The organism is Polaromonas sp. P1_E12, assembly GCF_056405975.1.
The window spans coordinates 1160437-1181308 of the sequence record NZ_JBFUBB010000001.1; the positions used below are offsets into that span (position 1 = coordinate 1160437).

The window sequence follows — 20872 nt, forward strand, 5'->3', positions numbered from 1 at the left end:
CCGACGGCGTGTGACGACAAGGGTACAATCGTGTTTTTGGAGCCATCCCTATGCGCCTACTCGGCAAAGCGCTCACCTTCGACGACGTATTGTTGGTGCCAGCGTTCTCCCAGGTCCTGCCCAAGGACACTTCACTTTCCACCCAGTTCTCCCGAAATATCCGCCTGAATCTGCCGCTTGTGTCGGCAGCGATGGATACGGTCACCGAAGCCCGGCTTGCCATTGCCATTGCGCAGGAAGGCGGCATAGGTATTGTTCACAAAAACCTGACGCCCCAGCAGCAGGCCGCCGAGGTTGCAAAGGTCAAGCGCTACGAGAGCGGTGTGCTGCGCGATCCGGTGGTCATCACCCCCACGCATACTGTGCGCCAGGTCATGGCACTCAGCGAGCAACTCGGCATTTCCGGCTTTCCCGTGATTGATGGGGGCAAGGTCGTCGGCATCGTCACGGGGCGCGACATGCGCTTCGAATCCCGCATGGATGTGCCGGTCAGCACCATCATGACACCGCGCGAGCGCCTGATCACCATTTCTGAAACCGCTTCATTGGCCGACGCCAAGGCCTTGTTGAACAAACACCGCCTCGAGCGTGTGCTGCTGATCAACGACGATTTCGAGCTCAAGGGCCTGATCACCGTCAAGGACATCACCAAACAGACAACCTTTCCGAATGCCGCGCGTGACTTGCACGGCAAGCTGCGCGTGGGTGCCGCTGTCGGGGTGGGTGAGGGTACCGAAGAACGCGTCGAGGCGCTGGTCAAAGCCGGCGTCGACGCCATTGTGGTGGACACCGCCCACGGCCACAGCAAAGGCGTGCTCGACCGGGTCCGCTGGGTCAAGCAGAACTACCCCAAAGTTGATGTGATTGGCGGCAACATCGCCACCGGCGCTGCGGCGCTGGCACTGGTGGAAGCCGGCGCCGACGGCGTCAAGGTCGGCATCGGCCCCGGCAGCATCTGCACCACCCGCATCGTTGCGGGTGTGGGCGTGCCGCAGATCATGGCCATCGACAACGTCGCCACGGCTTTGCGCGGCACCGGCGTTCCGTTGATCGGAGACGGCGGCATCCGCTACAGCGGCGATATCGCCAAGGCCATCGCGGCGGGCGCCAACACGGTGATGATGGGTGGCATGTTCGCCGGCACCGAAGAAGCGCCGGGTGAAGTGATCCTGTTCCAGGGCCGCAGCTACAAGAGCTACCGCGGCATGGGCAGCATTGGCGCCATGCAGCAAGGCAGCGCAGACCGTTATTTCCAGGAGTCCAGCACCGGCAACCCGAACGCCGACAAGCTGGTCCCCGAAGGCATTGAAGGCCGCGTGCCCTACAAGGGCTCCATGGTCGCCATCGTGTTCCAGATGGCCGGCGGTCTGCGGGCCAGCATGGGCTACTGCGGTTGCCCCACCATCGAGGACATGCGAGACAAGGCCGAGTTCGTGGAGATCACCTCCGCCGGCATCCGCGAAAGCCATGTCCACGACGTGCAGATTACCAAGGAAGCGCCGAACTACCGGGCTGATTAGGGCCCCCACGCTTGTCACTTCGTGTACTGCGCTGCCCCCCAAGGGGGCTAATTTTCCTAGGGGCGGCCCGTCGGAAAATTGATTCTTCTTTTAAGGCCGTTGGCAGCGACTGATTAATTCAATGCAGCACCAGAAAATACTCATTCTTGATTTCGGCTCCCAGGTCACCCAGCTGATCGCCCGCCGCGTGCGCGACGCCCATGTATTTTGCGAAGTTCATCCCTGTGACGTCAGCGACGACTGGGTCCGCGAATACGCCAAAGACGGCACGCTCAAGGGCATCATCCTGTCCGGCAGCCACGCCAGCATCTACGAAGAAACCACCGACAAGGCGCCGCAAGCGGTGTTTGAATTGGGCTTGCCGGTGCTGGGCATCTGCTACGGCATGCAGGCCATGGCGCACCAGCTGGGCGGCAAGGTCGAAGGCGGCCACAAACGCGAGTTTGGCTCCGCCGACGTGCGGGCCCGCGGCCACACCGCCCTGCTCAAGGATATCGCCGACTACACCACGCCCGAAGGCCAGGGCATGCTCGACGTCTGGATGAGCCACGGCGACAAGGTCACCGAAATGCCGCCGGGCTTCAAGCTCATGGCCTCGACCGATTCCTGCCCCATCGCCGGCATGGCCGATGAAGACCGCCGTTTTTACGCGGTGCAATTTCACCCCGAAGTCACGCACACCAAGCAGGGCAACGCCATCCTCAAACGCTTCGTGCTGGGCATTTGCGGCACCCGCCAGGACTGGGTCATGGGCGATTACATCAGCGAGGCGGTCGAGAAAATCCGCGCGCAAGTGGGTGACGAGGAAGTCATCCTGGGCCTTTCCGGTGGTGTTGACTCCTCAGTGGCTGCGGCGCTGATCCACCGCGCTATCGGCGACCAACTGACCTGCGTGTTCGTCGATCACGGCCTGCTTCGCCTGAACGAGGGCGACATGGTCATGGAGATGTTTGTCGGCAAGCTGCACGCCAACGTGATCCGTGTCGATGCAAGCGACCAGTTCCTCGGCCACCTGGCAGGCGTCAGCGAACCCGAAGCCAAGCGCAAGATTATCGGCCGCGAGTTCGTTGAGGTGTTCAAGGCCGAAGCGGCCCGGCTCAAGGCCGGCACCGGCGGCCACAAGGGCGCCAAATGGCTGGCCCAGGGCACGATTTACCCCGACGTGATCGAATCCGGCGGCGCCAAAAGCAAAAAAGCCGTCACCATCAAGAGCCATCACAACGTCGGCGGTCTGCCTGAGCAATTGGGTCTCAAGCTTCTCGAGCCTTTGCGCGAGTTGTTCAAGGATGAAGTCCGCGAACTGGGCGTCGCTCTCGGGTTGCCGCACGACATGGTGTACCGCCATCCATTTCCCGGCCCCGGCCTGGGCGTGCGCATCCTGGGCGAAGTCAAGAAGGAGTATGCAGACCTCTTGCGCCGTGCCGATGCGATCTTCATCGAAGAGCTGCGCAACTTCAAGGATGCCGCGACGGGTAAAACCTGGTACGACCTCACCAGCCAGGCTTTCACTGTGTTTTTGCCGGTGAAAAGCGTGGGCGTGATGGGCGACGGCCGGACTTACGACTACGTGGTGGCCCTGCGCGCGGTGCAAACCAGCGACTTCATGACGGCCGACTGGGCCGAGCTGCCTTACGCGCTGCTCAAAAAGGTCTCGGGCCGCATCATTAATGAAGTGCGCGGCATCAACCGCGTGACCTACGACGTGAGCAGCAAGCCGCCGGCTACGATTGAGTGGGAATGAGGAGCTGAGACCCATGTCCGGGCAATCCGCATTACCCGGCTTTGATGACACGCCGGCGCCGACGGACCGGCTGTTTTTCGCGCTCTTTCCTGATGCTGAGACCGCCGAGCGTATTGCGCAGTGTGCCCGGCAATTGCAGACAGAACACGGCCTGCATGGTGCACCGCTGAAAACCGGGCGCTTTCACATCACGCTCCACCATCTGGGCGATTACGCGGGCCTGCCCCAAGGCGTTGTCGATATGGCGGGCCAAGCTGCCGCTGCGGTCAAATCGCAGCCGTTCTCTGTCACCTTTGACCGGGCCGCAAGTTTCTCCAGTTCTCCGCGCAACCGGCCTTTTGTCCTGCGCGGTGACGCTGGCCTTGCCGACCTGATGGCGTTCCAGCGGGCGCTGGGCATTGAGATGACCAAGGCCGGGCTGGGGCGCTGGGCGAAACCGGCCTACACGCCCCATGTCACTTTGCTCTATGACGACCGCGCGGTGGCCGAACAAGTGGTCGAGCCCATCATCTGGACGGCCGGCGAGTTTATCCTTGTGCGCAGCCTGATCGGCCAGACGCTGCACGTTCCACTGGCCCGCTGGCCATTGCGCCCCTGAGCCCGCGGTAACAGATTCCGGGGAAATTTCCGGCTGATCAAGCCGCCGCCAAATCCGTTTTTTGGCCTATGCTTCAGCCCATGTACATGCCGCCCCAATTCAAAGGCGACCGCGCAAAGGCTGCGGCGCTGATCCAGGAACACCCCTTTGCCAGCTTGATCAGTGTCGATGACGCTGGTCTTCCGTATGTCACGCATTTGCCCTTGCATCTGGAAGATCGCGGCGATCAGCTGGTGCTGCTGGGTCATGTGGCCAAGCCCAATGCGCACTGGCGCTACCTGCAGGCACGACCGCAGGCCGTGGCCACCTTTCTCGGGCCTCATGCCTACCTGTCGCCCAAGGTCTACCCGGATCTGGCGCGGGTGCCGACCTGGAACTACCTGGCCGTGCATTGCACCGTGCAGGCCACGCTGATCGAAGATCCCCTGGCAAAAGACCGCCTGCTTAAAAAGCTGATTGGCGACCATGAGCCACCTTACGCCGAGCAATGGCGTGGCCTGGGCGAAGAGTTTGCCCACAAAATGCTGGCCGGCATTGTGGCCTTTGAATTGCAGGTGACCGATCTGCAATGCAAGGTCAAGATCAACCAGCACAGGCCCGAGTCCCACGCAGCGATGAAGGCCATTTACGCGGCCGGCAATGAAAACGAGCGCGGCCTGGCCAACTGGATGGCCCGCCTGGGCATGGCCGGCACAAGCAACACGTCAACGGAGGCCTGAAATGCGCGCCATGTTCAGCATCGTGAGCTTGTTGGTCGTGTTGGCCATCGTGGGGTTCCTGGTCAAGAAGCAGCTGGGCAGCCAACTGGCCGGCCCACCGGCGGCCGGCGTGCCTGCAGTCTCTGGCGGCGCCACGCCGCAAGAACAAAGCCGGCAAGTGCAGCAGCAGGTCAAACAGTCCGTGGAAAGCCTGATGCAGCAGCCCCGGCCGTCGCAGGACGACAAGTAATTCAATAAGAAACAGGCTATGGCCCTTGCAGGACGAGCGCAAGCAGCTATGAAAATAATAGCAAATGAATGACATCATCTTCATGCAGCAGGCGCTTGCGCAGGCCCGTCAGGCAGCCGGGTCGGGTGAAGTGCCTGTGGGCGCAGTGGTGGTGCGGCGTGGCGAGATCATTGCCACGGGCCGTAACGCCCCGGTGGACGGGCACGACCCGACAGCACATGCCGAGATCGTGGCGTTGCGTGCGGCGGCCCAGGCGCTGGGTAACTATCGGCTGGACGATTGCGAACTGTTTGTGACGCTGGAACCTTGCGCCATGTGCAGCGGCGCCATGCTGCATGCCCGGCTCAAACGCGTGGTGTTCGGCGCGACCGATCCCAAGACCGGCGCCGCCGGCTCGGTCATCGACCTGTTTTCCGAGTCCCGGCTGAACCACCAGACCCACCTGCAGGGCGGGGTGCTGGCTGCGGAATGCAGCGCACTGCTGCAGGAGTTTTTTCGCCGGCGCAGGGATGAGCAGCGCGAGGCATCACGGCTGGCCCATCCGCTGCGTGACGATGCATTGCGCACGCCCGACGTCGCGTTTGAGGCCCTGCCGGGCTACCCCTGGCAGCCCCGTTATGTGAGCGACCTGCCGGCGCTGCAGGGGCTGCGCATGCATTACCTCGACGAAGGCGACAGTGGGAACAAGGGCGAAGGAGGCGGCCTGACCTTTCTGTGCCTGCACGGCAACCCGGCCTGGAGCTATCTTTATCGCAAGATGATCCCGCCGCTGCTGCAAGCCGGGCACCGCGTTGTTGCCCCGGACATGGTCGGGTTTGGCAAAAGTGACAAGCCCAAGAAGGACAGCTTTCATAGCTTCAGCGCCCATCGCCAGATACTGCTCGAGTTGGTGGAAAAACTGGATCTGCAGAACGTAGTGCTGGTGGTGCAGGATTGGGGCGGCTTGCTGGGCCTGACGCTGCCGATGGCCGCGCAGCATCGCTACAAAGGCCTGCTGGTCATGAACACCATGCTGGGCACCGGGGATGCTCCATTGCCTGCAGGCTTTGTGGCCTGGCGCGAGATGTGCGCCAGGAACCCCGAGTTTGATGTGGCGCGCCTTTTTGCGCGCGGCAACCTGCAGATGAGCCCCGCAGAGTGCGCGGCCTACAACGCGCCGTTCCCGGACAAAGGGCATCGCGCCGCGCTGCGCGCGTTCCCGCCCATGGTGCCGGATGCACCTGATGCTGACGGCGCGGCCATTTCACGCCAGGCGCGCGCCTTCTGGCACAACGACTGGACCGGCCGGACATGGATGGTGGTGGGTGCGCAAGACCCGGTGCTGGGCCCGCCCGTTATGAAAGAACTGCAAGCCCTGATCCGCGGTTGCGGCGAGCCCGTGATGCTGCCGCGGGCCGGCCACTTTGTGCAAGAGCACGGTGAGCCGATTGCGCAGCAAGCCGCGCGTTTTTTCAGCCCGCCAGCTTGAAGACCGGCAAGTGCCAGCCCAGGAAGATAGCGCTCAGCCGCAGCGCTGCCACGGCCACCAGCCCGATACTGAACGCCCAGGAGGGTTTCAGGCCCAGCGTCTTCAGAGCCAGGTACAGCACAATTCCGGCAATCGCCGCGCTGGCATAAATGTCCTGGCGCAGCAGCAGGGGGATCTGGTTGCTGCAGATGTCGCGCATCACGCCGCCGGCCACACCGGTCATGGTGCCCATCAACACCACGATGATGGGCGACAGCCGCGCTGCCTCGGCCAGCTGCGCACCTGAAAGGGCAAACAGGGCCAGGCCGAAGGCATCGGCCACCAGCAGGGCCTGCGCAGGAATCGGCAGGAGCTGCACATAAAGCACTGTGCCCAGTGCCGCCGCGCAGATCACCAGCAGGTAGGTGGGGTCGGCCATCCAGAACACCGGGTGCCGGTTCATTAGCAAGTCCCGCAGGGTGCCTCCGCCGATGGCCGTCAGCGAGGCCAGGACCAGCACGCCCAGCAAATCAAGCTGCAGGCGTCCTGCCGCCAGTGCGCCACTCACTGAAAACACGGCAACGCCGAAGAGGTCAAGCAGGTAAAGGAACATGGTTGACCCGTTTATACCTGCTGCTATCCGCGGCAGGGAAGGGGCGAAGTCCTTCGCGGGATGGGATACTTGCATCCGTGAAAAAACATATCTACATCTATTCCCCTTCCAGCGCGGTGCGCGACAAAGCAGGTTTCAAGCGTGGCGTGAAGCGCCTCGAGTCCCAGGGGCATGAAGTTGAAATCGATACCGACGCACTGGCGCAGCATCAGCGTTTTGCCGGCGACGACGAAACCCGGCTTGCCTCTATTCACCGTGCGGCAGCCAGTGGGGCCGACATCGCCCTGATCTCCCGCGGCGGCTACGGCCTCACCCGCATCCTGCCGAAGATCAACTACAAGGCGGTCGCCAAAGCTGCTGCCGGAGGCACGCGTTTTGTGGGCCTGAGCGACTTCACGGCCTTTCAGATGGCCTTGCTGGCCAAAACCGGCGCGATGACCTGGGCAGGTCCTTCGTTAGATGACTTTGGCGCGGAAGCACCTGACGACATCATGGAAGCCTGCTTTGACGACCTGATCACGGGGCAGGGCGAAGGCACCGGCTGGCAGTTGCCCAAGTCTGCTATGAATTTAATAGCTTCTTCCGCTCGTGGTGCAAAGGCTGGAGCCGGATTCACCATTAAAGACGCAGTATTCTGGGGTGGTAACCTCGCCATCCTGTCTGCGCTGGTGGGAACGCCTTATCTGCCGGCCGTCAAAGGCGGCATCCTGTTTGTTGAGGATGTCGGCGAACACCCTTATCGGGTGGAGCGCATGCTCACGCAGCTGTTGCAAGCCGGCATTCTGGCGCAGCAGAAGGCGATCGTTTTTGGCCAGTTCACCAACTACAAGCTGGCGCCGAATGACAAGGGCTTCAAGCTGGATACCGCCATCGCCTGGCTTCAAGGGCAGGTGAAGGCACACGTGTTGACCGGCCTGCCGTTCGGCCACGTGCCGACCAAGGTGCTGCTGCCGGTGGGCTGCAAAACCACCTTGGTGGTAGAAGACCGGGATGCCTTCCTGCTCTGGGGCCACCAGCACTAACCGGCGTTAAAACGCTGGCCCTGGCTGAGCTTGACTGCCGGCGGCGATGTTCAGGGCAAAAAAAAACCAGCACGAAGCTGGTTTAAAAATAGCCTTGGAGGCCAGGAAGAAAACGGAAAAAACAGGCGGAAAAAGCGAAAAAACTGAAAGCTGGAAGGTCAGGTTGTCAGGGGGCTGGACCGGGAACTGAGGCCGCGCGGCAGCATGCCCTTGAATTTGTCGCTGATACGGCTGACTTTTTCGCGGGCAACTGTTTCGCCATGCATGGCAGCAAGCACCGCCATGATGTCGCCGCGGGTGTACCACAGGCCTTGAACGTCTTGGGCGTAGCGCACGCGGCGCGTGATCTTGGGGTAGTGCTTTTCACCAAACTCGCCAAGCTCATCCAGGATGAATTGGCGGATTTCTTCGGTGCGGTCTTCCAGAACGGAAGCAGTGACTTCACCAGTGCCCAGCAAAGCCATGAAACTGCTTTTCAGATTCGGTTTTAACCAGCGCATGTGTCTCACAACTTTCTACCGGGCATCCGTAGGGTATTTGTTCACGTTCCCGAGGAACGGTTTGTTCTGTTAGATTAAGACTGCGGCGGTTCATTTGCAAGACGTTTTGTGTGAAATGGTTAACGCAAAACAACAAATGAATCAAGGAGTTAGTAACTAGATGTCAAGTCGATTCTGGTATTGAACAGTGTTTAAATCTTTAGACTTACATTAAGTTTCAGCTGTAGACAAAAGTCACCCTTCCACCATTCGCTCAACTTTTCAGCCCCAGCCAGACCCAACATGAACACCACAATGACCGCCTATCCCGCGCATTACATCAACGGACAATGGGTCAAAGCCCAGTCTTCGGAGACCCTTCCTGTCCATGATTCCAGTACCGAAGAGGTGATGGCAACCGTGCCGTCCGGTACGGTCGGGGAAGCAGAAGCTGCGGTATTGGCGGCCCGGGCTGCGTTTGACGGATGGTCTACGTTGCCCGTCGAGACGCGCGCTGCTTACCTGGATAAGGTGGCCGCCGGCATCAAGGCCCGCATCGAAGACCTGGCCGTGGCCATTGCGCGCGAGGTGGGCATGCCCCTGAAGATGGCCCGGGCCGTCCAGGTAGGAGGGCCCGCATGGCACTGGGGAAACTTTGCCAAGGTGGCCCGCCAGTTCGAATGGGAAAAGCAGGTCGGCAACTCGCTCGTGGTACGCGAGCCGATCGGTGTCGTGGGGTGCATCACGCCCTGGAATTTCCCGCTCAGCCAGATCACACTCAAGATCGCCCCCGCCATGGCGGCAGGTTGCACCGTGGTGCTCAAGCCCAGCGAAATCGCCCCGGTCAACGCCATGATCCTGGCTGAAATCATTCATGAGGCCGGCCTGCCGCCCGGTGTGTTCAACCTGGTCAACGGTGTAGGCCCCGTGGTGGGCGAGGTGCTGGCAACGCATCCCGAAGTCGACATGCTGAGCTTTACCGGCTCTACCCGGGCAGGCAAACGTGTGAGCGAACTGGCCAGCCAGTCGGTCAAGCGGGTAGCGCTCGAGCTCGGCGGGAAGTCGGCCAGTGTCATCCTGGAAGATGCAAATTTCGAAGCTGCGGTCAAAGGCACTGTATCGGCCTGCATGCTCAACAGCGGCCAGACCTGTTCGGCCCACACCCGCATGCTGGTGCCGGCCGGGCGCTACGAGGAAGCCAAGGCGCTCGCACAGGCAGCTGTCGCGAAATTCAGTATCGGCCCCAGCCTGGTGGAAACCAGCAAACTCGGACCGCTGGTCAGTGCAGCCCAGCGTGACCGCGTCCTCGGTTTTATCCGAACCGGCATTGAAGAAGGTGCGGATGTGATTGCCGGCGGTGCTGAGGCGCCTGATTTTGCGCAGGGCTATTTTGTCCAACCCACCATCCTGGGTATCAAGGCGACAGACACACTGGCACAGGAAGAAATTTTCGGCCCGGTCCTGGTCGTTATTTCCTACAACGATGAGGACGAGGCGGTGTCGATTGCCAATAGCACCATTTACGGTCTTGGCGGTGCGGTGTGGGGCGGCACCGACGAACGGGCCATGAAAGTGGCGCGCCGCTTGCGCACGGGACAGGTGGATATCAATGGCGGACCTTTCAACGGTCAGGCGCCGTTTGGTGGCTACAAACAATCGGGTAATGGCCGCGAAAACGGCGTTTATGGTTTTGAAGAATTTCTGGAATTCAAGGCCATTCAGCTAAAAGCCGCCGTGGCTTGAGCCGCCTGGTTCAACGCTGCCGATGGATGGAAGATTAAAACATTTAGTTACAGTTGCGGGTCTTGGCACGCAATTTCTTCTTGTCGTAATCATGCTTATGTTTTAATTGCGCAAGATAGCTACAAGCAGTTACATAGACCCTATGGCAGAAGTCACCGTCGTTTTTGCCGATCTCACCGGAAGCACCGGGGTTTTTGAATCGCTGGGCAATGCCAAGGCAACTCAGGCCATCACACGTTTGACGCAGTGGATAGGCAAGGTCAGCGTGGCCTATCGCGGCCACGTTGTGAAATACCTGGGCGACGGTGTGCTGGTGGTGTTTCCAGACAACGCAGACGCCGTTGACGCCGTAACCGAGCTGCAGCGGGTTCACCGCGACCGTATCCGGAACTGGCCCGAGCACCTCAAGATGCGGCTGCAGCTGGGTGTGGCACGGGGTGAAATTGTCGAGCAGGACGGCGATTGCTTCGGCGACGCCGTCAATGTGGCCTCCCGGTTGAGCGATCTGTCCGGCCCGGACCAGATACTCGCGACCGAAGCCGTCATCGAAAAGCTGCCAGCCGACACACTCGTACGCTCCCGAAATCTTGGCGCCATGGACATTCGTGGCCGCACCGAAGCCTGCCTGGTCCACCGCATCGAATGGCAGGCAGAAGTCATGACCGAATCATTTACCGTACCTTCCAGCCTGACGGCGCACTCGGCCCCGCAGCCCCTGGCTCTGGCGTCGATCGAGTTGTGCTGGCTGGACATCAATACCGAGTTCGCCTCGGGTGAGCTGCCGATTTTCCTGGGGCGAGACCACGACGCGCAATTTGTGGTTCAAGATCCGCGCGTTTCCCGCAGGCACGCCAGAATTGAATGGCGTGCCGGCAAGTTTTACCTTGAAGATGTCAGCAGTTACGGCACCTGGGTGCGATTTTCCGACAGCGCAGCTGTCGTGGCATTGCGCCGACAGGAATGTGTGTTGCTGCAAGAGGGTGAGATTGCTCTGGGCGCTCCCTTTGAAGACTTCACGGTGCCTACCGTCAGTTTCAAGTTTGCTGACGGCAAAGTCCATCTTCAAACAAAATAGCGTCTTTCCGGCAGGGCCGACCAGGTTCTGCCTGGCATGCCAACTGCTCATCGCCATGGGCACCTGGCTGCGCTATCCGTATCACCCGATGGAACATGATGGTCTGGTTCAAACGCATTTCTGCTGCGCTGCTGGTGTTGCTGCTGATCGCAACCACCGTGGCGGGTTTCTATATTTACCGGACCTTCCCGACACTCGACGGTGAACTCCAGGCAGCGGGCTTGCGTGGCCCCGTATCGGTTGCCCGTGACACCGCGGATGTCACCCACATCAAGGCCCAGTCGCCCCACGACGCCTGGTTTGCCCTTGGTTATGTCCATGCACAGGAGCGTGGCTGGCAGCTGGAGTTCAACCGGCGGGTTATGCACGGTGAGCTGTCCGAGGTGTTTGGCCCGGCCACACTTGACACCGACAAGTTGCTGCGCACCCTGGGTGTTGTGCAGGCCGCCGAGCGCCAATGGCAGAACCTTCCGGCCGAGGGGCGCGATGCGATGCAGGCCTACAGCGACGGCATCAATGCTTTTTATCAAGGCTCTTCGCAGGCGCTGTCTCCCGAGTTCCATATCGTGGGCGTCAAACCTGGAGGCCTTTCCGGCAAAGCCTGGTCTCCCACTGACAGCGTCGCATGGTCGCTGATGATGGCGCTGGACCTCGGCGGCAACTGGGGCACCGAGTTCGCGCGCCTGTCGGCGGCCCGGCTGCTGAAGCCCGCAGAACTCCAGCAGTTGTTTCCGCCTTACCCAGGCGAACAGCCTGCCTCGAAAGTGGACTTTTCCAAGCTGTATGCGGGCTTGGGCGTTTACCGGTCCGACCTCCCGGATGCTACTAAAAAGATAGCTTCCAGCGCCCGTCAGTCAAGGTCTAGGAGGCTATTTGAGGCTGAAAATCGACCACTGGACGTCGCAGCCCTGGCTTCGAACATCAACGATTGGGCCTTGGCACTCGGTAACGTAGGGGGCAAAGGCTCCAATAACTGGGTGGTGGCGGGCTCCCACACCGACAGCGGCAAGCCGCTGCTCGCCAACGACCCGCATCTGGGGCTGTCTGCGCCGGCTGTCTGGTATTTCGCGCGGCTGCAGGCATCCGAAGGCAAGACAGCGAACGGCGGTAGCGCGCCGGCGCTGGACGTGATCGGCGCGACATTGCCCGGCTTGCCCTTTGTGGTGATGGGGCATACCGGGAAGGTGGCCTGGGGCTTCACCAACACCGCCCCGGATGTGCAGGATTTGTACCTGGAGCAGATTAATCCTGCCAATGCGCAGCAGTACCGCGTACCCCATGCTGGCGGCGCAAACGCCGACACGGCCTGGGAGGACTTCAAGGTTCGTAGCGAGACGATCAAGGTGAAGGGTCAACCCGATGTGGTGCTCAATGTGCGAGAAAGCCGCCACGGCCCCGTTCTCAGCGATGTCCAGAAGTCGCACGCCGACCTGCTTGATATCCGCAAATATGTGATCGCGTTGCACTGGAGTGCCCTGGATGCCGACAACCAGACCGTGCTGGCAGGCCTGCGCGCCAACCGGGCACAGTCTGCCCAGGAGTTGCTTGCGGCATTTTCGGCCTATCACTCGCCCATGCAAAACGTCGTGACCGCGGATGTCTTCGGCCAAACCGGTTTCAAGGCGGTCGGCAAGGTACCGCTGCGAAAACCCGATAACGACATCCTCGGGACCGCGCCGTCCCCCGGGTGGGAGGCGCGCTACGACTGGGCAGGCTGGGTGCCTTATGCGCAGACGCCCGAGGCCGCCAATCCGGCGATTGAGGCCAAGGGCTGGTGGTCTACGGCGAACCAGCGCATTACGCCACCTGCTTATCCCTTCTTCATCGGGCAGGACTGGACCGTGCCTTACCGCTACAACCGCATTGAACAGTTGCTGGCTGCCACACCCAGGCACACCATGGAGTCCATGCAAAAAATACAGGGTGACCAGTACTCGGCGGCCACGGTGCGGCTCTTGCCTTTCCTGCAGGAAACGCTGTCGCAGTCTTTCGCCCATCCGTTGGCAGAAGCAGTACGCCGCAAGATGGCGGGATTTGACGGGACCATGCGCGCCGACCAGGCGGAACCTCTGGTGTTTGCCGCCTGGGTAGACGAGCTGACACGGGGCACCATCGGTGCAAAACTGGGTGAGCCCACGTTCAAGGCCCTTTACGGCAAGCGCCATTTCAGGAGCACGCTGGAAGACATTCTCGAGAGTAACGACACCGGATGGTGCGGCACCGCTGGTTGTGCGGCGCAGTCTGCTGCTGCGCTGAACCGGGCGCTGGATCGCCTCCAGGCAGCCTATGGGAACGACGTAGAGGCCTGGAGCTGGGGCAGGGCGCACTTCGCGCTGTCTGCCCACAAGCCATTTGGCAACGTGCCCTGGCTCGCTAAGTTCTTTGATGTCCGTGTTCCCACCGGTGGCGATACCTTTACCGTCAACGTGGGGCAGTACTGGGCGACCGGGGACGCGACGCCTTTCGCCAACCGGCAGGCCGCTTCTTTGCGGGCCGTGTATGACCTCGCAGACCTGGAGAATTCACGCTTCATTTACCAGACGGGGCAAAGCGGCCTGGTGTTTTCCGGGCGCTATCGCGACATGAAGGATCGCTGGGCCGCAGTGCAATACCGGCCGTTGCAGATGAACCCGTCAACCTACGTGCACCGGCTCACGCTGAGTCCCTGAACGGGCTTCGAAGTCTCACGCCGGGATGGCGTCGACATTCAGCCGGTCCCAGTGGCGATGCTGGGCGATGGCTGCCATGAAGTCTTGGGAAACCTGCCCCTCAGTCACTTTGCGTGCATCGGCTATCAGGACTCCCGGCGTCGGCACGTGGATCAGCTCCGGGTCTTTGCCCAGACTGAAACCCAGGGTGCTTAACAGCTGGGCGCCGTCGTTGATGGCGCAAATCGTTTTGCAATGCTTGTAGGCCTCCAGCACGAAATGCACAGCTTCGCCCATGGCGGCCAGGGTGCCTATGCTGTCGCCTCCCCCGGGGATCAGCACCGCGTCGAACATCACGGAGGGCATATTCGTGAAAGTATGGTCCACCGCAAGCTGCCGGCCGGACGAGGTGCTGACCGTGCCCAGGTGCGGCGCGACGAGTTTGCACAGCGCACCGGCGTCCAGGAGGTCTTGCTGGATGCGCTTGAGGGCTGCGGCTTCGACGCCGTCCGCTACCAGGATGGCCACTTTGCGTGTCTTGACGCTGCCGCCGGTGCGGCCCACCATGCGCAATGCCGGGTCTTCCTCGATCTTGCTGGTGATGCGGTAGTCCCGGAAACCCAGCCGGCCGGATGCAGCCTTGGGATCCGGCGGATTGATGCCCAGCGGGGTTGCCACACGGGTTGCCAGTTTCAGGTCCACATGGGCCAGGTTGTCCACCATGCGCTGGCGTATTTCAGGGACCTCCACCTTGGAGAGCTCAAACCGGAATGCCGCAACGATATGGTCTTTTTCCACCGCGCTCTGGCTGTTCCAGAACAGTGCCGCCTGGGAGAAATGGTCGTCGAATGAAGGGCTGCGGCGCCTGATTTTGGGTGGCTCTACCTGTTCTGGGTATGACTGGAAGCCATGCGCTCCGCCATCGATCCTGAACTCTGTCCCATTGCCCAGCGTATTGGGCTCATACGCTACCCGTCCTTTGCTGATCGCCTGGCGGTGCATGCCGTCCCGCTGGAAGTTGTGCATCGGGCAGACGGCGCGGTTGATCGGAATCTCGTGGAAATTGGCGCCGCCCAGGCGTGACAGCTGCGTGTCCGTATAGGAAAAAAGGCGGCCCTGCAGCAGAGGGTCATTGGAAAAATCGATGCCCGGCACCAGGTGGCCGGGGTGGAATGCCACCTGCTCGGTTTCAGCAAAGAAATTGTCGGGATTACGGTTCAACACCATCTTCCCGATGATCTGCACGGGCACCTGTTCTTCCGGAATCAGTTTGGTCGGGTCCAGGATGTCGAACCCCAGCTCGTCCTCCTTGCCTTCGTCCACGATTTGAACGCCCAGCTCCCATTCGGGAAAATTGCCGCTTTCGATAGCCTCCCACAGGTCGCGCCGGTGAAAGTCAGCGTCTTTGCCGGCAATCTTCTGGGCTTCATCCCATGCCAGTCCGTGAACGCCGAGCTTGGGTTTCCAGTGAAACTTCACAAAGTGCGAATCGCCGCGGGCATTGATAAAACGGAATGCATGGACACCGAAGCCCTCCATCATGCGGAGGCTGCGCGGTATGGCGCGGTCTGACATGGCCCACATCAGCATGTGTGTAGTTTCAGGCATCAGCGAAGCAAAATCCCAGAACGTGTCGTGGGCACTGGCCGCCTGGGGCATTTCATGGTGCGGCTCCGGCTTGACCGCATGGATCAGGTCCGGAAACTTGATGGCATCCTGGATAAAGAAAACGGGAATGTTGTTGCCGACAAGGTCGTAATTTCCCTCGGAGGTGTAAAACTTCACGGCAAACCCGCGCACGTCACGCACAGTATCCGCCGAGCCCCTGGAGCCGGCCACGGTAGAAAACCGCACAAATACCGGCGTTTCCACGTCCGGGTCCTGGAGAAAGGCAGCGCTGGTGTATTGCACCATCGACTTGTAGGGTTTGAAGTACCCATGTGCAGCGGAGCCTCGCGCGTGGACAGCGCGTTCCGGAATGCGTTCGTGGTCGAAATGGGTGATTTTTTCGCGAAGGATGAAATCCTCCAGCAGGGTAGGGCCGCGCACGCCCGCCTTCAGCGAGTTATGGTTGTCCGGAATCTGCAGGCCCTGGTTGGTGGTCAGGGCCGCGGCCGGGCCGGTGGAGAACCCCTCAAGCTGCGACTTTTTGTCTTTTGCACCTTCCGCATTTCGGCCAGGGTTGATAGCGTTGCGCTTGGATGGCGGCATGAAAAATCTTTCTTCTTAAAAGAGGGCGTCGGGGGCGGTGAAATGAGAGTGCACCTGGAGCTTTCTGTCGCAGGCGGGCCGGCGGTTTGGCCGGCGCAAATATGGCCGTCACGTATCGAGTAAACCTTCCAGCCCCTTCACGCAGGCCAGCAGTGCCAGTGCGGCAACGGTGCCGGCCAGGCACCAGCCCATGAGTTCCTGAAGTGCGTCGGCAAGGCCATCGGGCAACAGCATTGAACACAAAAACAGGCTTGCTGCGCAGACAAGCGCGGTGAGAAATGCATGGACGAGGTCGATACCCCGGGGGCTTGCATGAATTCGCCAGGCGGTGAGCAATCCTGCTGCCATGCCTGCCAAAAGTCCGCCCATCAGTTTCATGGTGATTCCCCGTGTGGTTTGCGCTCCACCGGTTGTGTCCCGGTGTCGTTGTCTGGTGCATAGACCATACGGGCCGGCAGATCCATATCCGGTAGCCGGATGCCGGTGCACCCTGTAAGGCCTTTCTTCTCCTTGCGTAAGACATGGCTTACCGTTTTAGCGTGTGCAAAGCGTTCCTGTGGACGTCAGGTTTCAGGCGCCTTTGGCGGCGCGCTGGCCTTTTCTCCTACACGGGCATGCTCGTCCCTCCGGCAGAAACCGGAAGACGCTTCGCTTAAATTTGCAGCCATGAAAGACATCCATGCCCAGTTACAGACGGGGATACGCCGATGACGTTGCCAAAAATGAAAACCTATGTCGTAGAGGACAACCCGACCATCCGCGAAAACCTGATCAGTACGCTGGAAGAACTCGCTCCGGTGGAAGCGGTTGGCACGTCTGATTCTGAAGAGCAGGGGGCAGAGTGGTTGACGCGCAACGACGCGCAATGGGATCTGGCCATCGTCGACCTCTTTCTCAAGAAAGGTAGCGGTCTCGGGGTGTTGCAGGCTTGCCGCGCCCGCAGGCCGCTTCAAAAAATAGTGGTATTCAGTAACTACGCAACACCCGAAATGCGCAGGCGCTGTGCGGAGTTGGGTGTCGATGCGGTATTTGACAAATCGACTGAAATTGACTGCCTGCTTGCTTACTGCGTGACTCAAAGCCAAAAACTGGACCAGGTTGCGAATGACGAATCCGCGCTCCAGCGAGCCTGAAGGAGGACGGCATGAACGAATCTGCAGTGTTAATCGGCCAGTCCACAGAGGACCCTGTTTACCGTTCCGGTGCAGGTCAACGCAAGTTGTCGGAAGATATTTTTCCGTCCGCCGAAGAGGCAGTATTGGCGGAGCAAGTCCATGGAACAGGCGGTTTTCCGTCCGACGCCCAGGTGACCCGGCCGCCGGCAGTCCGGGCCGGCGACAAGCGGGCCCCTCTTATGGGTTCTTTTCGAACCCAGGTCGCGGAATACCCGTGCCGTTCGGCATTGATGGCCGCCGCCGCCGGCGCCTTGGCCATGATCATGCTGCGATCACAGTTGCGTCGCCGCGCCGGTTCGCACTTGCCACGCTGGATCAGATAACTCCCTGGCCCCGGAGCATCCTATGCGACTTCATGTTCCCGTTCCGGAACCCAGTCCCGGCACCCCTGGCATCCATGTTCCCACCGAGGTGCCGCCGGTGATTATTCCTCCTGCGCCAGGCACGCCCCCTGAGGTCAATGATCCACCGCTGGAGCCGACGCTACCGATCCGCGAGCCGGCGACAAACGTGCCACCGCAGGCGGTTTAAACACAGCTCCAGCTCGCGCGGGCACTCAGCGCAATAGCTTACAGGGCGGCCTGCTGCCGCTGGTACTCAGCCCTTTTCATGGTGAGATAAGTGTTCTTGTCTACCTCATGAAGCTGCCGTGCGTACTGTTCCGTGGCATCAAACCAATGCAGCATGCGCGCTTCAAGTTGCTGCGCGGCTGGTTTGTCCACAGCGGCGAGGTAGGCTTCGATCGCCAGGTAGTAACGCATGGTGTTGCGCTCTACCGCGCCGCGCATTCCGCCTACATGCGTCATGTTCTGGTCTTGCCGTATTTGGGTGAATCCCACTTTTCCATTGCCCACGGTGGCAAGGTAGCCCTGCATGGCCAGGCGGCTGGTGATGCCGTAGCCATAGGAATAACCCAAATGGATGAAGGTTTTTCCACCAGGTAGTGCAACTGCCTGCAATTCGATTCGGTAGTTGCTGGTTCCCAGCGGACCTTTGTCGGCGTTGAGTTGGGCACCCAGATAGTCGGAAGAACTGGCGGTCAGCCGATAGTTGAATTGCAACGCGAATGCGTCCTCCAGCTGCTGCGCGGTTTTTTTGCCGATGTTCATTTTCAGAGTGCTGGGGCTGCTGTCCGAACTGGCGTGGCAGTATTTGGTGTTGATGTGGAGCATCAGCATTTCGCACCAGCGATTGGGACTTTTGAACGTGGCGCTAACCGTATTGAAAGGGGAATTCAGTACAGCATATGCACTTCCACTGACCGTGTTGGTGCCTTCTGAAGACTCCAGAAAAAGCGGCCTGTGGAAGGCGTTCTGCGAAAGCTGCCCGGCCAATGCCACATGCTTTTCTAGCAGGGCAGCAGCGTGGGGTTCCGCCGAAACAGCGGGAGCTTGCTGCGCTTGCGCGGCAACCGGCAGCAGGGATGTGCCGAATGCCAGGCAACAGGCGACCACGAGGGTTTGAAAGCTGCTCATGGTCTCAGTGTGCCAGTGGAAAACAGGCAATTGGGTCATATGCTCCATCGTCCTACATTTATCGCCGAAAAGAAGGAGGAAGGGAGGAAGCGGGAGCCCAAAAGGATTTGGTCAGGCTTGTGCCACTTCGGCCAGCCGGTCCGGCGTTGTTGGGGATGTTTCAAATAGCAGCGCAATCCGATTTTCCGTACGAGTCAGACGCACGGCTTCCCGCAGCGCCAATGCTTCCAGGTCATGCCATTCAAGTTGCCGATACGACGACTTCTCAGGCACCCGCGCAGGCGCGGACGCATTCGGCTCATTCAATGAAGCCTGAACGGAAAAGAAACCATCGGTGAATTCAGTTTCCATGAGCAGTGCCCTGGGTCCGGTGGCCGTGTCGGTCAGGGTAATGATCGCGGCAGTTAACACATTGCGCAGCGCCGACTGGGACAGCTCGACATCGACCTGGCTGGTGTTGTCGACAATGGAAATGCCCTTGAACGAGAGCTGGGTTGCCACCATGCCCAGACACTCCGCAATGCCTTTTCCGGCTTTGACTGACTTGTTTTCCCGGGGGGCAAGCCAGCCCATCAAATCAACACAGGATGCAGCTGCCTCTTTGGACAGCGCCACGATGTCGCGTGCATTTCGCAGCAGCGTTTCCGGATCTGTGTCTGTTTTTTGGAGTCGCCTTTCCAGCATGGCCGCAACCATGGCAATCGGTTGCAGCGTACCCGCCATATTGTGACGGATCACGGGAGCGAGCCGCCGCAGGAGTGCGTATTGCGCCGCCTCCGTCACGCATCTTTCCAATGCCGTTTCCTGGATTGATGTGCTGTGGAATTGAACATTCATGGTGATCGTGCCGTCGAAAATGCTCCAGAAAACTGCAGGGTTGGCTGCAGGGCCGCGCCGCTTTTTGAATACATCTTGCTGCGATATTTTCAAGGCGTAACTTCAAAATATACAGCGTTAGAACGGAGGGGTATGTAAGCCAAAACCTACAGATGAAAGGTTGTGACAGGCATGCTGCAGATTGCCGCGCCCTTCGGTAAATAGTGAGGGCTTTGTGTTGTCATTCTGAATGTTCGCGAGTAATCTCGTCAGCCGTTTCTACAAAACGTTACCTTCAATACAGGATGAATGATATGGAGGCACTAGCCAAGCTGGCCGTGGTGGAGCGCGACACCGAACTCAAGTTCATTCTCAAATCCCTCAGCGCACTACGGCGGGGCGAACTCGCAGTCACACTGCCGACGGAGTGGGAAGGCGTCTACGGAAAGATCGCCGCTGAATTCAATCAGCTGTCGGCTATGACGGCGGCGACCACCAGCCGCTGCAAGGGACTTGCTGCCAAATCCCGCTCTACAGCGCGAGTGAGTCGCCGTCTGCCGGAAGAAAAATTATCCGGCTTCTGGCTGGAAAATGCTGTCGCGATTAATACCGTGCTTGATGACGCCGATACGGCAGCGGATCAGACAAAAATTATTCTCGCAGCGTTGACCGACCTTAAGAAGGGCGATGTGCATGCGTCGTTGCCGCAGGACTGGACGGGTGTACCGGGCAAGGTTGCAGATGCATTTAACGATGTGGTTTCCGAGAATGTCCGGATGGCGCGGGAGCTGGAGCGATTGAGCCGGGTGGTCGGAAAGGAGGGCCGCCTGAAAGAGCGCGCATTTGTGCCCGATGCCTCCGGCTTTTGGCGCGACTCTGCCGAATCCATCAATTCCCTGATAGCGGATCTGGTTCATCCGACCAGCGAGGTGGCGCGTGTGATTGGTGCCGTCGCCCAGGGCGATCTGTCCAAGAGCATGGCCCTCGAAGCAGAAGGCAAGGCGCTGGAAGGTGAGTTCCTGCGTACGGCCATGATCATCAACAAGATGGTGGAGCAGCTCGGAACCTTCTCGGCCGAGGTGACGCGTGTGGCGCGCGAGGTGGGTACCGAAGGAAAGCTGGGCGGGCAGGCCGACGTGCAGGGCGTGGCCGGCACCTGGAAGGATTTGACCGATTCGGTCAACTCCATGGGCTCCAACCTGACGGCACAGGTGCGGAACATTGCCGAGGTGACGACCGCCGTGGCGGCCGGTGACCTCTCCAAGAAGATCACGGTGGACGTGAAGGGCGAGATTCTGGAGCTCAAGAACACCATCAACACCATGGTGGATCAGCTTCGGTCATTTGCCTCTGAAGTGACA

Annotated in this window: 20 protein-coding genes; 14 read left to right on the top strand and 6 right to left on the bottom strand. The window is 60.2% G+C overall.

Annotated features, from left to right (window positions below):
- The first annotated feature begins 50 nt into the window (after positions 1-50).
- From guaB to tadA, 6 genes are all read left to right on the top strand, one after another.
- Positions 51-1520, top strand: coding sequence for an IMP dehydrogenase (gene guaB, locus AC1D13_RS05695; protein ID WP_477667345.1), 1470 nt, complete (start codon positions 51-53; stop codon positions 1518-1520).
- A 121-nt stretch (positions 1521-1641) separates the two neighbouring features.
- Complete coding sequence (gene guaA / locus AC1D13_RS05700) at positions 1642-3261, top strand: glutamine-hydrolyzing GMP synthase (protein WP_457282777.1); 1620 nt, start codon at positions 1642-1644, stop codon at positions 3259-3261.
- A gap of 13 nt (positions 3262-3274) precedes the next feature.
- Complete coding sequence (locus AC1D13_RS05705) at positions 3275-3859, top strand: 2'-5' RNA ligase family protein (protein ID WP_477667346.1); 585 nt, start codon at positions 3275-3277, stop codon at positions 3857-3859.
- Between the two features lie 80 nt (positions 3860-3939).
- The gene (locus AC1D13_RS05710; protein WP_477667347.1) at positions 3940-4578 is read left to right on the top strand and encodes an FMN-binding negative transcriptional regulator; all 639 of its coding nucleotides are present in this window, start codon (positions 3940-3942) and stop codon (positions 4576-4578) included.
- Between the two features lies 1 nt (position 4579).
- Positions 4580-4807, top strand: a complete 228-nt coding sequence (locus AC1D13_RS05715; protein WP_457282780.1) for a hypothetical protein — start codon at positions 4580-4582, stop codon at positions 4805-4807.
- Between the two features lie 64 nt (positions 4808-4871).
- Positions 4872-6275 (top strand): tRNA adenosine(34) deaminase TadA, encoded by a 1404-nt coding sequence (gene tadA, locus AC1D13_RS05720; RefSeq protein WP_477689122.1) that lies wholly within the window; start codon positions 4872-4874, stop codon positions 6273-6275.
- On the opposite strand, the gene AC1D13_RS05725 is transcribed toward tadA, so the two are convergent.
- A complete protein-coding gene (locus AC1D13_RS05725) occupies positions 6259-6867 on the bottom strand; it encodes a trimeric intracellular cation channel family protein (protein WP_457282782.1) in 609 nt (202 codons plus the stop codon). The two genes, tadA and AC1D13_RS05725, sit on opposite strands and share 17 nt — an antisense overlap.
- Positions 6868-6944: 77 nt before the next feature.
- On the opposite strand from AC1D13_RS05725, the gene AC1D13_RS05730 reads away from it, so the two are divergent.
- Positions 6945-7889, top strand: coding sequence for an LD-carboxypeptidase (locus AC1D13_RS05730; RefSeq protein ID WP_477689123.1), 945 nt, complete (start codon positions 6945-6947; stop codon positions 7887-7889).
- Positions 7890-8047: 158 nt separating this feature from the next.
- Here AC1D13_RS05730 and AC1D13_RS05735 read toward each other — a convergent pair whose 3' ends face one another.
- Entirely contained in the window at positions 8048-8353 is a 306-nt protein-coding gene (locus tag AC1D13_RS05735) for a hypothetical protein (RefSeq protein WP_477660535.1), read from the bottom strand.
- A 318-nt stretch (positions 8354-8671) separates the two neighbouring features.
- Between AC1D13_RS05735 and AC1D13_RS05740 the strand changes: the two genes are divergently transcribed.
- The 3 genes from AC1D13_RS05740 to AC1D13_RS05750 all read left to right on the top strand — a co-directional run bounded on the left by AC1D13_RS05740 (position 8672) and on the right by AC1D13_RS05750 (position 13855).
- Entirely contained in the window at positions 8672-10111 is a 1440-nt protein-coding gene (locus AC1D13_RS05740; RefSeq protein ID WP_457282785.1) for an aldehyde dehydrogenase family protein, read from the top strand.
- A gap of 142 nt (positions 10112-10253) precedes the next feature.
- Positions 10254-11186: an FHA domain-containing protein gene (locus AC1D13_RS05745; protein WP_457282786.1), complete on the top strand. Its 933-nt coding sequence runs from the start codon at positions 10254-10256 to the stop codon at positions 11184-11186.
- Positions 11187-11284: 98 nt separating this feature from the next.
- Positions 11285-13855, top strand: coding sequence for a penicillin acylase family protein (locus tag AC1D13_RS05750; protein ID WP_477689149.1), 2571 nt, complete (start codon positions 11285-11287; stop codon positions 13853-13855).
- Between the two features lie 15 nt (positions 13856-13870).
- On the opposite strand, the gene katE is transcribed toward AC1D13_RS05750, so the two are convergent.
- Together katE and AC1D13_RS05760 are read right to left on the bottom strand one after the other, a co-directional pair.
- Positions 13871-16045 carry a catalase HPII gene (gene katE / locus AC1D13_RS05755; RefSeq protein ID WP_477689124.1) on the bottom strand — a complete coding sequence of 725 codons (2175 nt, stop codon included), beginning with the start codon at positions 16043-16045 and terminating at the stop codon, positions 13871-13873.
- A gap of 108 nt (positions 16046-16153) precedes the next feature.
- Positions 16154-16423: a hypothetical protein gene (locus AC1D13_RS05760; protein ID WP_477667352.1), complete on the bottom strand. Its 270-nt coding sequence runs from the start codon at positions 16421-16423 to the stop codon at positions 16154-16156.
- 344 nt (positions 16424-16767) lie between these two features.
- Here AC1D13_RS05760 and AC1D13_RS05765 point away from each other — a divergent pair, with 344 nt between their 5' ends.
- The 3 genes from AC1D13_RS05765 to AC1D13_RS05775 are packed head-to-tail and all read left to right on the top strand — an operon-like array spanning position 16768 to position 17751.
- The gene (locus AC1D13_RS05765) at positions 16768-17178 is read left to right on the top strand and encodes a response regulator transcription factor (protein ID WP_457282789.1); all 411 of its coding nucleotides are present in this window, start codon (positions 16768-16770) and stop codon (positions 17176-17178) included.
- An 11-nt stretch (positions 17179-17189) separates the two neighbouring features.
- Entirely contained in the window at positions 17190-17543 is a 354-nt protein-coding gene (locus AC1D13_RS05770; RefSeq protein WP_477689125.1) for a hypothetical protein, read from the top strand.
- A gap of 22 nt (positions 17544-17565) precedes the next feature.
- Positions 17566-17751, top strand: a complete 186-nt coding sequence (locus tag AC1D13_RS05775) for a hypothetical protein (RefSeq protein ID WP_457282791.1) — start codon at positions 17566-17568, stop codon at positions 17749-17751.
- A gap of 38 nt (positions 17752-17789) precedes the next feature.
- On the opposite strand, the gene AC1D13_RS05780 is transcribed toward AC1D13_RS05775, so the two are convergent.
- Positions 17790-18695, bottom strand: a complete 906-nt coding sequence (locus tag AC1D13_RS05780) for a hypothetical protein (RefSeq protein ID WP_477689126.1) — start codon at positions 18693-18695, stop codon at positions 17790-17792.
- 111 nt (positions 18696-18806) lie between these two features.
- A complete protein-coding gene (locus AC1D13_RS05785; protein ID WP_457282793.1) occupies positions 18807-19625 on the bottom strand; it encodes a hypothetical protein in 819 nt (272 codons plus the stop codon).
- 200 nt (positions 19626-19825) lie between these two features.
- On the opposite strand from AC1D13_RS05785, the gene AC1D13_RS05790 reads away from it, so the two are divergent.
- A partial coding sequence (locus tag AC1D13_RS05790) for a HAMP domain-containing protein (RefSeq protein ID WP_477689150.1) occupies positions 19826-20872 on the top strand: 1047 nt, incomplete at its 3' end.

Bases quoted from the DNA above. Each gene is read 5' to 3' on its own strand.
- AC1D13_RS05710 (WP_477667347.1), top strand. From the start codon at position 3,940: ATGTACATGCCGCCCCAATTCAAAGGCGACCGCGCAAAGGCTGCGGCG.
- AC1D13_RS05740 (WP_457282785.1), top strand. From the start codon at position 8,672: ATGAACACCACAATGACCGCCTATCCCGCGCATTACATCAACGGACAA.
- tadA (WP_477689122.1), top strand. From the start codon at position 4,872: ATGAATGACATCATCTTCATGCAGCAGGCGCTTGCGCAGGCCCGTCAG.
- AC1D13_RS05760 (WP_477667352.1), bottom strand. From the start codon at position 16,423: ATGAAACTGATGGGCGGACTTTTGGCAGGCATGGCAGCAGGATTGCTC.
- AC1D13_RS05735 (WP_477660535.1), bottom strand. From the start codon at position 8,353: ATGGCTTTGCTGGGCACTGGTGAAGTCACTGCTTCCGTTCTGGAAGAC.
- AC1D13_RS05770 (WP_477689125.1), top strand. From the start codon at position 17,190: ATGAACGAATCTGCAGTGTTAATCGGCCAGTCCACAGAGGACCCTGTT.
- AC1D13_RS05745 (WP_457282786.1), top strand. From the start codon at position 10,254: ATGGCAGAAGTCACCGTCGTTTTTGCCGATCTCACCGGAAGCACCGGG.
- katE (WP_477689124.1), bottom strand. From the start codon at position 16,045: ATGCCGCCATCCAAGCGCAACGCTATCAACCCTGGCCGAAATGCGGAA.
- AC1D13_RS05725 (WP_457282782.1), bottom strand. From the start codon at position 6,867: ATGTTCCTTTACCTGCTTGACCTCTTCGGCGTTGCCGTGTTTTCAGTG.
- AC1D13_RS05705 (WP_477667346.1), top strand. From the start codon at position 3,275: ATGTCCGGGCAATCCGCATTACCCGGCTTTGATGACACGCCGGCGCCG.
- guaB (WP_477667345.1), top strand. From the start codon at position 51: ATGCGCCTACTCGGCAAAGCGCTCACCTTCGACGACGTATTGTTGGTG.
- AC1D13_RS05715 (WP_457282780.1), top strand. From the start codon at position 4,580: ATGCGCGCCATGTTCAGCATCGTGAGCTTGTTGGTCGTGTTGGCCATC.
- guaA (WP_457282777.1), top strand. From the start codon at position 1,642: ATGCAGCACCAGAAAATACTCATTCTTGATTTCGGCTCCCAGGTCACC.
- AC1D13_RS05775 (WP_457282791.1), top strand. From the start codon at position 17,566: ATGCGACTTCATGTTCCCGTTCCGGAACCCAGTCCCGGCACCCCTGGC.
- AC1D13_RS05765 (WP_457282789.1), top strand. From the start codon at position 16,768: ATGAAAACCTATGTCGTAGAGGACAACCCGACCATCCGCGAAAACCTG.
- AC1D13_RS05750 (WP_477689149.1), top strand. From the start codon at position 11,285: ATGGTCTGGTTCAAACGCATTTCTGCTGCGCTGCTGGTGTTGCTGCTG.
- AC1D13_RS05780 (WP_477689126.1), bottom strand. From the start codon at position 18,695: ATGAGCAGCTTTCAAACCCTCGTGGTCGCCTGTTGCCTGGCATTCGGC.